The organism is Agromyces cerinus (assembly GCF_016907835.1).
GTDB lineage: Bacteria > Actinomycetota > Actinomycetes > Actinomycetales > Microbacteriaceae > Agromyces > Agromyces nitratus.
The window spans coordinates 240,300-252,951 of sequence record NZ_JAFBCT010000001.1 but is presented as its reverse complement, the minus strand read 5'-3'; the positions used below and the strand labels follow the sequence as shown (position 1 = coordinate 252,951).

Genomic DNA, 12,652 nt, shown 5'->3' with positions numbered 1-12,652 from the left:
CAGGGTCAAGCGGTCGACAGGTCGCGCCTGCACCCGGCCGATACCGTTGAACGTTGCAGACGACGCGAAGGAGCGGAATGAACGACCACACCGAACCCACGGCCGGCACCGGCGGAGCGACCCGGTGAGCGCCCCGCTCGAACCGAGTCTCGCGTTCGCCTTCGAACTCCGGGTCGAGGTCGACGCCGAGCGCCGCATCGGCCACGGGGCATCCGAAGCGCTGGGCTTCACGCCGATCACGGGCGGAACCGTCAGCGGCCCGCGACTGAACGGCCGCGTGCTGCCCGGCGGGGGCGACTGGTGGGTCGCGCGCGGAGACGTCACGCAGCTCGACGCACGGTACCTCCTCGAGGCCGACGACGGCACGGTGATCGACGTCGTGAACCGCGGCTACTACGTCGCCTCCGACGCGCTCGAACAGCGGCTGGCGGCCGGCGAACAGGTCACGGAGCAGGAGCTCTACTACCGGACCGCTCCGGTCTTCCAGACGGATGCCCCGGCCCACCGGTGGCTCTCCGAACGCCAGTTCATCGGCATGGCGCGGCCCGAGCCCGGATTCGTCTGCATCCGGGTCTTCGAGCTCCGCTGAGCAGGCGCCGTGGGGCGACGCCGCCGGCTACGCCTCGAGCGCCTTGAGCAGCTCGGCGGGGGGCGCCTGCATCGGGTGCGGCCCCGCGATGTCGAGGAACACGGTGGTGATCGTCGACTCGTGCCGCTTCAGGAAGGTGCGCAGCCACGCCGGGCTCTGCAGCCCCACCGCCGGCGGCAGGTTCTCGGGCTTGTTCGCCGCATCGCTGAACAGCAGCAGCGCGACGTCGCCCGTCTTCGGGTCGCGATAGGTCCACACCTCGCCGCCGTCGAGCGGCTTGTCGCGCGGCCCCGGCTTCACGAGCGGCACCACGGTGTTGCCGTGGCGCAGCGCCAGCGCGACCGCCGCGATGTCCTGCCGTTCGAGCGCCTCTGCGAGCGCCTGGGAACGGAACTCCACGGGCTCTGCGGCCTGCTTCCGTCGTGCCTTTCCTGCCATTCCTCAAGGGTACCGAGCGGATGCCTCGGGGCCCGCCTCCGTCCGCCGACGGCGCACTCCGCGGCATCCTTTCTCGGGGTTTCGGGCATCGCCGAAATCGGATGTGGACTTCTGCGAAAAGCGACCTATGCTATCTGTGCCGGACCGTGAGGGTCCGAGGTGTCGACGAAGACGACGGCGTTCTCGTAGACCCCACGGCGCCGGCGCATTCCATCGATCGGCATTCGCATGCGCGCAGACGGCGACCGCGTCGCCGCGCCGATTCTCCCCCACACTCAGTAGAGCAGGAACTGCTTCTGCTCGGCCGACTCGAACCCGTCGACCGTCACCGAGAGGTGATACGACGCACCGCCCGCCGGCACCGTCTCGCGGGCGCCGCTGCAGGTGTCGGGCGTCGAGTAGGTGCGATCCCAGATGATCGGCACGCTCGAGCTGACCGGCGTTCCGGGCGTCAACGAGACCTCGGCATCGATGGCCTCGACCTGGCAGTCGGTGGAGGTCCAGTACTGCTCGGATCCGCTCGTGACGGTGAAGACCTGCGCCTTCGTGCCGGCGTTCAGCACGCAGACGTTCTTGCCGATGTTGGTGATCGTGACCGACAACTGCGGCTGCTCCCCCGGCTCGTAGGAGGACTTGTCGGTGACCGCCTCGACCAGCACCTTCTCGGGGGCGCACGGGTCGCCGTCGGCCGCGGTCGGTTCCGTCGGGATCGAGGTCGTCTCAGGAGCCGTCGACGGCTCGGCGCTCGGCGAGGCGACGGGCTCCTCGCCCTGGCTCGCACCCGGCCGCACGATGACGAGGACGATCGCGATGATCACCGCGAGCAGGCCGATCAGCACGACGATGCGGCGACGACGGTACACCTGCGGCGACTGCCGCCCGGTCGGTGTGTTCGTCGACATGCACACAGGGTACGGCCGGGATGCGCGTGCCCTCGGCATCCGCTCGGCGTGCCGTTTCTCGTCTCAGCGACGTCTCAGCGATGTCTCAGCACCTGTGAGCCGCCCGACTCGCGCGATCGCGGCAAGCCCTACCGTCAGAGCTGCTTCAGCATGCGCGTATTGCCGAGCGTGTTCTGCTTCACGCGAGCGAGGTCGAGGAACTCGGCGACGCCCTCGTCGTTCGAGCGCACGAGCTCGGCGTAGACCGAGGGGTCGACGGTCTCGGAGCCCATGTCGACGAAGCCGTGGCGTCCGAAGAACCCGGTCTCGAAGGTCAGGCAGAAGAGCCGGGTGAGGCCGAGCTCGCGGGCCTCCTCCTCGAGTGTCGCGAGCAGCGCATGGCCGACCCCATGGCCGAGCCACGCGTCGTCGACGGCGAGCGTGCGCACCTCGCCGAGGTCCTCCCACATGACGTGCAGCGCGCCGGCGCCCACCAGGCGGCCGCCGTCGGTCTCCGCCACGCGGAACTCCTGCACGGCGCCGTAGAGGTCGACGCGCTCCTTGCCGAGCAGGATGCGTCGCTGGACGAGTGGCTCCACCAGCTCGATGATCTTCGGCACATCGCTCGTGCGCGCCCGGCGCACGTGGAACTCAGTCATCCTGACATCGTATTCCCGCGCGACAGCGGGATCGCTGGCACGTGGAACTCAGTCATCCTGACATCGTATTCCCGCGCGACAGCGGGATCGCTGGCACGTGGAACTCAGTCATCCTGACATCGTATTCCCGCGCGACAGCGGGAACGACGAAGGGGGCGGATGCCGCAGCATCAGCCCCCTTCGAATCGTGTCGGCTACTCGCCCGACGCAGCCGCCAGGTCGGGCGTCGCCGGGCCGGTGCCGATCGCGGCGGCGGTGTTGACGCCGACCGCGACGGGCAGCTCCCGCTGCGTCGTGGTGAAGATGAACTCGCCGTCCTTGAAGTCGACGTGCACGTGGTCGCCCGAGTTGAGCTCGCCGTGCAGGATCTTCTCGGAGAGGCGGTCTTCGACCTCGTGCTGCACCGCGCGGCGCAGCGGGCGCGCACCGAGCGACGGATCGAACCCGACCTCGATGAGCCGCTCCTTGGCCGACTGCGTCAGCTCGATCGTCATGTCGCGGTCGAGCATGCGCTCGCTGAGCCGCTTGATGAACAGGTCGACGATCTGCAGCAGCTCGGGCTTGGAGAGCTGCGGGAAGACGATGATCTCGTCGACGCGGTTCAGGAACTCGGGCTTGAAGTGCTTCTTCAGCTCCTCCTTCACCTTGCCGCTCATGAGGTCGTAGCCGGTGCGCGAGTCGCCCTCGAGCTGGAAGCCGACGGGGCCGCCCGAGATGTCCTTCGTGCCGAGGTTGGTCGTCATGATGATGACCGTGTTCTTGAAGTCGACCACGCGGCCCTGGCCATCGGTCAACCGGCCTTCTTCCAGGATCTGGAGAAGCGAGTTGAAGATGTCGGGGTGCGCCTTCTCGATCTCGTCGAACAGCACGACGCTGAACGGCTTGCGGCGCACCTTCTCGGTGAGCTGGCCGCCCTCTTCGAAGCCGACGAAGCCGGGAGGGGCGCCGAACAGGCGCGAGACCGTGTGCTTCTCGCCGTACTCCGACATGTCGAGCGAGATCATCGCCGCCTCGTCGTCGAAGAGGAACTCGGCGAGCGCCTTGGCGAGCTCGGTCTTGCCGACGCCCGTGGGGCCGGCGAAGATGAACGAGCCCGAGGGGCGCTTCGGGTCCTTGAGGCCGGCGCGGGTGCGGCGGATGGTCTTGGCGAGGGCCGAGATGGCCTCTTCCTGACCGATGACGCGCTCGTGCAGCGCCTTCTCCATGAAGACGAGTCGCGACGACTCCTCTTCGGTGAGCTTGAAGACGGGGATGCCGGTGGCCTGCGCGAGCACCTCGGCGATCAGGCCCTCGTCGACGACCGCGGTGGTCTTGACGTCGCCCGACTTCCACTGCTTCTCGAGACGCAGACGCTCGCCGAGGAGGTTCTTCTCCTCGTCGCGGAGCGACGCGGCCTTCTCGAAGTCCTGCTCCTCGATCGCGGTCTCCTTCGCGGCGCGCACGACGGCGATCTTCTCGTCGAACTCGCGCAGCTCGGGCGGGCTCGAGAGGATCGAGAGACGCAGGCGTGCGCCGGCCTCGTCGATCAGGTCGATCGCCTTGTCGGGGAGGAACCGGTCGGAGATGTAGCGGTCGGCGAGGTTCGCCGCCGCCACGATGGCGCCGTCGGTGATCGAGACCTTGTGGTGGGCCTCGTAGCGGTCGCGCAGCCCCTTGAGGATGTTGATCGCGTGGGGCAGCGACGGCTCGGCGACCTGGATCGGCTGGAAGCGGCGCTCGAGCGCGGCGTCCTTCTCGAAGTGCTTGCGGTACTCGTCGAGCGTGGTGGCGCCGATGGTCTGCAGCTCGCCGCGCGCGAGGAGCGGCTTCAGGATCGAGGCGGCGTCTATTGCGCCCTCGGCGGCACCCGCACCCACGAGCGTGTGGATCTCGTCGATGAAGACGATGATGTCGCCGCGCGTGCGGATCTCCTTCGTGACCTTCTTCAGGCGCTCTTCGAAGTCACCACGGTAGCGGGAGCCGGCGATGAGCGAGCCGAGGTCGAGCGAGTAGAGCTGCTTGTCTTTGAGCGTCTCGGGCACCTCGCCCTTGACGATGGCCTGCGCGAGGCCCTCGACGACGGCGGTCTTGCCGACGCCGGGCTCGCCGATGAGCACGGGGTTGTTCTTCGAGCGACGCGAGAGGATCTGCATGACCCGCTCGATCTCCTTCTCGCGCCCGATCACGGGGTCGAGCTTCGACTCGCGAGCGGCCTGCGTGAGGTTGCGGCCGAACTGGTCGAGGATCTGCGAGCCGCCCTGCGGGGTGGTCTGCTCGTTGGCCCCGACCTGCACCTGCTCCTTGCCCTGGTAGCCCGAGAGCAGCTGGATGACCTGCTGGCGCACGCGGTTGAGGTCGGCGCCCAGCTTGACCAGCACCTGGGCGGCGACGCCCTCGCCCTCGCGGATGAGCCCGAGCAGGATGTGCTCGGTGCCGATGTAGTTGTGGCCGAGCTGCAGCGCCTCGCGGAGCGAGAGCTCGAGCACCTTCTTGGCGCGCGGCGTGAACGGGATGTGCCCGGTGGGCTGCTGCTGGCCTTGCCCGATGATGTCCTGCACCTGCTCGCGCACGGCGTCGAGCGAGATGCCGAGCGACTCGAGCGCCTTGGCGGCGACGCCCTCACCCTCGTGGATGAGGCCGAGCAGGATGTGCTCGGTGCCGATGTAGTTGTGGTTGAGCATCTTGGCCTCTTCTTGGGCCAGGACGACGACACGACGGGCTCGGTCGGTGAATCTCTCGAACATCTCTACTCCTCACGACCCCGCTGGGTAGGGGCGCCGATACAACGAGCGTAAACAAGGCGGATGCCCCGTGGGGCGCTGTTCGCCGTGGGCGCATCGTTGTGACGTGCGGATCCACGACGAACGGACCCGCCGCGCCGGCCCGCGGGCATGCGGAGAGGGCCGTCGATTCGACCGACGGCCCTCTCCGTGCAGCGTCCTACGCGCCCAGCTGATCCTGACGACGGCGGCGCATCACCATCAGCACGCCGCCCGCTCCAGCGAGCAGCAGACCTGCCCAGAGCGCGCCGAGCGTGACGCCGGTGACCGGCATCGGCGGGGCCGGCGGCACCTTCACCGGGGCGCAGGCCTCGGCGTCATCGGTGCCGCTCCAGCTGGTCAGCTCCGCGGTGTTCAGCAGGCCGGTGCCACTGTCGCCCGATCCGAGCGTGCAGTCGGCCTGGGACGCGGTGATCGACGAGCCGACCCGCACCGTGACCGTCACGAGGTATTCGTGCGTGCCGAGCGCCGGGATCGCGACATCGGTCGCGACGACCAGGTCATCGAGTCCGTTCCAGCCGTCGTTCACCGTGACTCCGTCGAGCGAGACGACGTCGGAGGTGAGCACCGTGATGTTGCCACCGAACTGCAGCTCGTCGGAGAGGTCGTAGAGCTCTTCGATCTGCGAGCTGCTCGTCGCCGTCAGCAGGTACTGGATCGACCAGGTCCCGTCGCCGTGGTCGACGACGCTGTCGTCCTGCACCACCTTGTCGAGCACGACGGGGCCGCGCTTGGCGTTGGTGAACGTGCAGGTGACCACCATTCCGGGATCGAGTGCGACGACCGTCCGCAGCTCGGACAGGTCCGCCTCACCGCAGTCGATGTCGGTCAGCGCCCATCCTTCGAGCGCCGCCTCTTCGACGGTGAACTGACCGGCCGGCAGCCAGCCCGAGTCCCAGGGCTGGGATTCGTCATCGGCGGCGTCGTTGAGCGTGAACTCCACGCCCGCCTCGCCTCCGGCGAAGAGGAATTCGAAGTCCTGATCGAACTCGTCGGGCAGGGTCTCCTTGTCGACCAGCACCTTCACTCGCTGCGTGTTCGTGAACGTGCACTCGACCGTCTCACCCGGGTCGAGGTCGATCGTCGCGAAGAGGTTCGCCTCATCGGCAAGCGTTCCCTGATCGGGGTCGACGCACACGAGGTTCGTGGTGTCGTAGCCCTCGATCGGCAGCTCGGTGACGGTGTACTCGCCACCGGCGATCTGCTCGAAGGTCGCGGTGCCCATGCCGTCTTCGGTCTCGATCGCGAACTCCGACGGCTCGGGCAGCCAGGTGCCCGTGTAATCGAAGATCGCGTCATCGAGGCCCTCGACGACCTTGTGGATGATGATCGTGCCCTTCTTCTCGTTCGTGATCTCGCACGAGATCGAGTCGCCCGGCTGGATCGTGAAGTCGCTCGCATCGAGCGCCTCCTCGCTGTCGTCGGCGTGGGTCACGGTGCAGCTCAGGTCGCCCGCGATCCAGTCTCCACCCGGGTCGACCTCGCTGAGCGAGAAGCGCGAACCCGGAAGCAGGTTCTCGAACGTCGCGACGCCGGTTCCCTCCTCCGTGTCGACGGACGCCGTCATCGCATCGCCGACCGGCTCGCCGTTCTCGTCGAGCGGCTGCAGCGCGAACTCGAAGGTGCCGTCACCGCCGACCGCCGACTTCGTGACGTCGATGTCCACGGGCACCGCGCGGTTCGTGACTGCGCACGTGATCGAGACGCCGACACCGGCGATGAACTCGAAGCCCGGCTCGTCGCCGTTGAGGTCCTCGACTGCGGAATCACCGACCGAACAGGTGATGTCGCCCTGCTCCCAGCCGTCGACGACCTCTTCGGTGATCGTGTAGTGCGCCCCGGGAACGAGGTCGCTCCAGCTGACCGAGTCGTCACCGGGGCCGGTGCCTTCTGCGGTCTGGGTGGCGTCCTGCTCGGTGGGCACCGGGTCGATCGTGAAGTCGAAGGCCCAGTCGAAGTCGTCAGAGACCCCGCTCGTCGTCTTCGTCACCGTGACGTCGCCAGGCTCCGCGATGTTCGTCACCATGCACTCGACCACGAGGCCCGGAGTGACCTCGAACTGGAAGCCCGGGTCATCCGACGCGTCTTCGAGTTCGCCTGCGTTGCAGACGATCTCGCCGATGGTCCAGCCATCCGGCACGTCCTGCTCGATCAGCGTGTAGGTCGAACCGACCTCCAAGTCGGACCACGTGACGGTGGCGCTGTCGGGAAGGGCCGAGTTGTCGACCGACTGCACGTCGGGCGTGCCGTCGGGCTCCTCGATCAGTGCGAAGTCGAAGCTCCACTCGTACGCGGGATCGACGCCCTCGACCGCCTTCGTCAGCGAGACCTCGCCCGGCTCGGCGCGGTTCGTGACCTCGCAGTCGATCGAGACGCCGACTTCGGCCACGAACTCGAAGCCCGGGTCGTCGCCGTTGAGGTCGACGAGAGCCTGGTCATCGGCCGAGCAGCTGATCGCGCCCTGCTCCCACCCTTCGATGACCTCCTCGGTCACGGTGTAGTGCGTTCCCGGAACGAGTTGGTTCCAGCTCACGGTGTCGGAGCCTTCACCGGTGCCGGACGCGGTCTGAGTCGCGTCCTGCTCCGCGGGGACCGGGTCGATCGTGAAGTCGAACTCCCAGTCGAAGCCGTCGACGACGTTGCTGACCGTCTTGGTCACATCGACGTCGGCGGGCGAGGCCGTGTTCACGACGGTGCAGTCGAGAACCAGGCCGGGTGTCACCTCAAACTGGAAGCCCGGGTCATCCGACGCGTCTTCGAGTTCGCCGTTGTTGCAGACGATCTCGCCGACGTCCCAGCCGTCGGGCACGTCCTGCTCGATGAGCGTGTAGGTCGAACCGACCACCAGGTCGGACCACGTTGCCGTGGCACTGTCCGGAAGCGCCGAGTTGTCGACCGTTTGCACGTCGGGCTCGCCGTCGGGCTCCTCGATCAGTGCGAAGTCGAAGCTCCACTGGTAGGAGGGATCGACGCCGGTGACCGACTTGGTCAGCGACACCTCGCCCGTGTGTGCGATGTTCTGGAACACGCAGCTCACGACCTGGCCGGGAGCGAGCTCGATGGTCGTCGTCGCTCCGTTCCGCTCACCGCAGTCGATGCTCGTGAGGCTCCAGTGATCCACCAGGGTCTCGGTCACCGTGTACGTGCCGGCGACGATGAATCCCGACGTCCACGGGTTGGCCTCGTCGTCGGTGGCGTCGTTCAGCGTGAACGGAGTCTGGAACACTCCGTTGCTGAACACGAAGTCGAAGTCCTGGTCGTACTCGTCGGGCAGGGTCTCCTTGTCGACGAGCAGCTTCGCCCGTTGCGTGTTCGTGAACGTGCACTCGACGGTCTCGCCCGGATCGAGCTGGATCGTGGCTTCGAGGTCGTCGACCGTCGTCAGTACGCCGCTGTCGTCACTGTCCACGCAGACCAGCATCGTGGTGTCGTATCCCTCGAGGTCGTCCTCGGTGAGGGTGTACTCGCCGGGCGTGACGTTCTCGAAGGGATCGTGCGATCCGGTGCCGTTCTCGGTCGTGATCGTGAATTCGTCATCGGGCGTCAGCCAGCTGCCGTGGTAGGTGAAGGTGGCGTCGTCTTCGCCGACCACCGACTTGTGCACGATGATCCGGCCGTCCTGCCGGTTCGTGAAGGTGCACTCGGTGGTCTGGCCCGCGACCGTCGTCACGGTGACGGAGGTGTCGACTTCTTCACCAGCGGTCGAGCAGGTGATGTCGACGAGGTCCCAGTCGGCGGCGAGCGTCTCCGCGATCTCGACCTCGGTGCCCGGCGCGTACTGGAAGGTCTCGCTCGCCCCGTCGGTGAGCGTGTAGTCGTCCTGACCGGTGGTCTCGAAGGGGAACTCCACAGCAGAGCCGTCGGGCAGCGTCTGCTTCGTCACGGTGACGAACGAGGTCGCATTCGTGTAGGTGCAGTTCACCGTCTCGCCCGCGACCGTTGCGATCGTGGTGGTGCCCAGCGCGAGGTCCTCGGCCGTCGGCACGACCTCCTGGCCGTCGACGGTGCAGACGATGTCGGCGAGGGTCCACTGCGCGTTCGGGGTCTCGGCGATCGTGACCTCGGTCCCGGGCGCGAACTGCATCGCGGGTGAGGTCTCACCGTCGCTCAGCGAGTCGATCGGGTCGCCGTTGACCGTGAAGGCGAAGTCGCCCTCGGCTCCGGCCGGGTTCGTGATCTTCGACACGTCGAGGTACGAGGTGGCGTTGGTGATCACGCACGAGGTGGTCGTGGCCGTCTCGACCGCGAAGGTGTCGGTCGGGTCGTCGAGCACGATCGGGTCGCCGTCGCCGACGGTGCAGATGATCGAGTACTGCGTCCACGGGGCGCCGTCGGGGATCGTCTCGGTGAGGGTGAAGTCCGTGCCGGGGTCGACCTCGGTGTAGCTGTCGGTCTCGTCGATGAGGAGATCGCCGGTGGTGGCGTAGTCCGCGCTGTCGACCGCGTACTCGAACACCGTGGGGTCGTCGGTGGCGAGGTCGTTGAGGGATTCCTTGGTCACCTCGAGCGCACCACAGGTGGACGGCGGCGTCACGGTGAGGGGGTCGACATAGCCCTTGAGGTTGCCGGCGGCGTTGCCACCGGTGATCGAACGCATGTACACCGTGGCGAGGTCGGTGACCGGCGGGCAGCCCGGGGCGACATCGGCGAGCTCGGTGAGGTCGAGGCCGACCTCGAAGAAGCTGCCCTGCTCGCCGTCGATGTCGATGATGCCGACGGCGCTCGCGAACCCGGTCGTGTCGGTCGTGCAGTCACCCGGATCCGTGTTCACGTTGTCGGGGTAGTCGGCCTGGTCGTCGTAGGGGCAGAGCTGACCCAGCACCGGGTCGTCGCCGCCGTTCATGTTGATGTAGGCGACGATGCCGCCTTCATCATGGAGGGGCTGCGGCGCCCCGTCGTCCGCGACGTTGACGCCGGCGAAGGAGAGGTCGATCGCATACTTGCCGGTGCCGCTCTCACCGGTGCGCTCCCACGCCACGTAGAGGTAGTAGTGCCCGTCAGCGCCGACCTGCGCGTACGAGTACACGGCCTTGAAGTCGGCCTTGTCAGGCGTGCTTCCCGCCGAACTCCACGTCGACGGGTCGTCGACATCCTTCGAAGAAGCACTGTACGTGCCACCCTGCGTGGTGCTGTCGAAATCCACGTTGTCCCAGTCGAGCACCCCAGGTGGACAGTTGACTGGTTTGTCACCGTCGATCTCGAACCCGCCCAGGTCGCAGTCTGGTGCGGCTGTGGCAGGTGAGACGAGGAGGACCGGGCTGAGCAGCGCGGTCAACAGGGCGGAAATGGCAACGGCGACGACGCTCTTGCGTGAGAACAAGGCTCGGGTTCCTTACTGGTCGGGTAAGCAGTTGGGGTCTGCAATTCGGGTAGCAGTTCGGGCCTGCGATTTCGGGTCGCGGTTCGGGAACGCACTTCGGGCGTGCAGTTCGGGACTGCACTTCGGGTTTGCACTTCGGGCCTGCAGTTCGGGCTGCAGTTCGGGAGAGCCACGTCAGCGGCACATAGCACGCACGATAGTCCTGAGGTTTCATCACGGACATGGCCCAAAACGGGGGACAACCGGCCCCTCGCCCAGGCGCCCCACCCATCGACGGCACCTCGAACACCCTGATCCGGCCGCTTCTACCCGGAAGCACGCGGAAGTGCGCGAACCGGCGCTTCTCGAACTCGCGCGAAGCCGACGTGGCCGACCTTGCAGATGCAAGCTCCGACTGACTGCCGTTACCGAATCGTGATGTGTTCGAGCGCCCCGCCTGGGTGACGACGTCATCGCCGTGCCGCGCGCCCGCTGGAGAGGGGCGCCGTTCAGAAGAGCGCGACAGAGCAGGATGCCCCGTGGGGCGCTGTCCTCGGTGTGCGCATCACGATCGACCGTTGACGACACCGCGCGAACGCCGTACCGTATCGTTTATCGTTAGTATCGATAAACGTTAGGAACTGAGAATGCAGACGAGCACAGCACCATCGATCACCCGCGCCGATGCGGTGGGTCTCTGGCTGTTCATGGCCGCAGGGGCGATCATCGCCGTCTGGGGAATCGCGGCAGCCGTGCTGCGCATCATCGAGATCGCGCCGAACACGGATGTCAGCGTGCTGGCCGAATTCGCCGGAACGCCGGCCGATGCGCCGATCGGGCCAGACGGCTCCCCGGTGCAGGTCGCACTCGACCAGGCCGTACTGACCGTTCCCTCGCTGCCCGGCGCATCATGGGCAGCGCTCATCATCCAGCAGGTGATCGCCGCAGCCACGATCGGGATCGTCGTCGTCTGCCTCCTGCTGCTCTGCTGGGGAGTCATGCGGAATCAGGTCTTCAGCGGTCGCAACACCGCACTGGTGGCCGTGGCCGGAATCACCGGGACCATCGGGTTCGCCGCGGTGCCGTTCTTCGGCAACATGGCCGCCAACGGAGCCTTCACCCGCCTCAGCGAGGGCGACTTCGACAACGTCGTGATGTCGGTCGACCTGATGCCCCTCTTCTTCCTCGCGTTCGTCGCAGCCATGGCCGCCACCGTCTTCACCATCGGCGACCGGCTGCGCCGCGACACCGAGGGGCTCGTCTGATGGCACCGGCCGAACCCGACGAGGCATCCGATGTGCACTGCAGGCTCGACGAACTGCTCGCCGTCCGTGGCATGACGCTCGCGCGGCTGGCCGAACTGGTCGGCGTGAGCGTCGTGAACCTCAGCGTGCTGAAGAACGACCGTGCCCGCGCCATCCGCTTCTCGACGCTGCAGGCGGTCTGCGAGGTGCTCGACTGCGAGATCGGAGAACTGCTCGTGCTCCGGCGCACTCGGCCCGACGCTACTTGACCGGAACCGTGACCTCGGTCTCGGCGACCTCGACGACGAGCGGCTCTGTCGTCGTGATGGTCGTCGGCGTCCAGAACAAGGTCGTGTGCGGCACGAAGTCCATCGTGCAGACCTGGTCTGCGGGCTGCTCGACGAGGTCGATCGCGACGCGGTTGCCCTCACCGGCCGGCTCGAGCACGCGGATCTGCTCGCCCACCACCGGGCAGGTCGAGCTGCCCGAGATGGTGAGCGCGAGCTGGCCGCCATCGGCCCACCACACGACCACCGGGCCGTCTTCGGACGACGGCATCTCTTCTTCGTCGCCGGCCGGATCGGTGCCCGAGTCGACGTCGACCACGTCGGCGTCGGCCTCGGTCGGCACTCCGGGGAAGTCTTCGGCGGCCGTGCTCGGCGGGTTGCACCCAGACAACAGGAACACCGACGAGACCGCCAGGGCGAGGAGACCAGCACGACGGAGACGCATCGAGGGAGCCATACCGTCATGCTAATGGTCGCCCCCATCCCATGGGCGCGA

Annotated in this window: 9 protein-coding genes; 3 read left to right on the top strand and 6 right to left on the bottom strand. The window is 67.3% G+C overall.

Going from position 1 to position 12,652, the window contains the following annotated elements:
* Positions 1-124 precede the first annotated feature (124 nt).
* The gene (locus JOE59_RS01075) at positions 125-589 is read left to right on the top strand and encodes a DUF3237 domain-containing protein (RefSeq protein WP_307836897.1); all 465 of its coding nucleotides are present in this window, start codon (positions 125-127) and stop codon (positions 587-589) included.
* A gap of 27 nt (positions 590-616) precedes the next feature.
* On the opposite strand, the gene JOE59_RS01070 is transcribed toward JOE59_RS01075, so the two are convergent.
* The 5 genes from JOE59_RS01070 to JOE59_RS01050 form a co-directional block, all read right to left on the bottom strand.
* Positions 617-1,027 (bottom strand): dehydrogenase, encoded by a 411-nt coding sequence (locus JOE59_RS01070; protein WP_204458582.1) that lies wholly within the window; start codon positions 1,025-1,027, stop codon positions 617-619.
* A 275-nt stretch (positions 1,028-1,302) separates the two neighbouring features.
* Positions 1,303-1,929: a hypothetical protein gene (locus JOE59_RS01065; RefSeq protein ID WP_204458581.1), complete on the bottom strand. Its 627-nt coding sequence runs from the start codon at positions 1,927-1,929 to the stop codon at positions 1,303-1,305.
* Between the two features lie 134 nt (positions 1,930-2,063).
* On the bottom strand, positions 2,064-2,567 hold the full coding sequence (locus tag JOE59_RS01060) for an amino-acid N-acetyltransferase (RefSeq protein WP_204458580.1): 504 nt from the start codon (positions 2,565-2,567) through the stop codon (positions 2,064-2,066).
* A gap of 194 nt (positions 2,568-2,761) precedes the next feature.
* Positions 2,762-5,290 (bottom strand): ATP-dependent Clp protease ATP-binding subunit, encoded by a 2,529-nt coding sequence (locus JOE59_RS01055; RefSeq protein WP_204458579.1) that lies wholly within the window; start codon positions 5,288-5,290, stop codon positions 2,762-2,764.
* 196 nt (positions 5,291-5,486) lie between these two features.
* Positions 5,487-10,646, bottom strand: a complete 5,160-nt coding sequence (locus JOE59_RS01050; RefSeq protein ID WP_204458578.1) for a prealbumin-like fold domain-containing protein — start codon at positions 10,644-10,646, stop codon at positions 5,487-5,489.
* A gap of 626 nt (positions 10,647-11,272) precedes the next feature.
* Between JOE59_RS01050 and JOE59_RS01045 the strand changes: the two genes are divergently transcribed.
* Together JOE59_RS01045 and JOE59_RS01040 are read left to right on the top strand one after the other, a co-directional pair.
* Positions 11,273-11,890: a hypothetical protein gene (locus JOE59_RS01045; protein ID WP_204458577.1), complete on the top strand. Its 618-nt coding sequence runs from the start codon at positions 11,273-11,275 to the stop codon at positions 11,888-11,890.
* Positions 11,890-12,138 carry a helix-turn-helix domain-containing protein gene (locus JOE59_RS01040; protein WP_204458576.1) on the top strand — a complete coding sequence of 83 codons (249 nt, stop codon included), beginning with the start codon at positions 11,890-11,892 and terminating at the stop codon, positions 12,136-12,138. The genes JOE59_RS01045 and JOE59_RS01040 overlap by 1 nt, the downstream gene beginning before the upstream one ends.
* Here JOE59_RS01040 and JOE59_RS01035 read toward each other — a convergent pair.
* Positions 12,131-12,613, bottom strand: a complete 483-nt coding sequence (locus tag JOE59_RS01035) for a hypothetical protein (RefSeq protein WP_204458575.1) — start codon at positions 12,611-12,613, stop codon at positions 12,131-12,133. The genes JOE59_RS01040 and JOE59_RS01035 overlap by 8 nt on opposite strands.
* Between the last annotated feature and the right edge of the window lie 39 nt (positions 12,614-12,652).

Bases quoted from the DNA above. Each gene is read 5' to 3' on its own strand.
- JOE59_RS01070 (WP_204458582.1), bottom strand. From the start codon at position 1,027: ATGGCAGGAAAGGCACGACGGAAGCAGGCCGCAGAGCCCGTGGAGTTC.
- JOE59_RS01065 (WP_204458581.1), bottom strand. From the start codon at position 1,929: ATGTCGACGAACACACCGACCGGGCGGCAGTCGCCGCAGGTGTACCGT.
- JOE59_RS01060 (WP_204458580.1), bottom strand. From the start codon at position 2,567: ATGACTGAGTTCCACGTGCGCCGGGCGCGCACGAGCGATGTGCCGAAG.
- JOE59_RS01055 (WP_204458579.1), bottom strand. From the start codon at position 5,290: ATGTTCGAGAGATTCACCGACCGAGCCCGTCGTGTCGTCGTCCTGGCC.
- JOE59_RS01045 (WP_204458577.1), top strand. From the start codon at position 11,273: ATGCAGACGAGCACAGCACCATCGATCACCCGCGCCGATGCGGTGGGT.
- JOE59_RS01040 (WP_204458576.1), top strand. From the start codon at position 11,890: ATGGCACCGGCCGAACCCGACGAGGCATCCGATGTGCACTGCAGGCTC.
- JOE59_RS01035 (WP_204458575.1), bottom strand. From the start codon at position 12,613: ATGGCTCCCTCGATGCGTCTCCGTCGTGCTGGTCTCCTCGCCCTGGCG.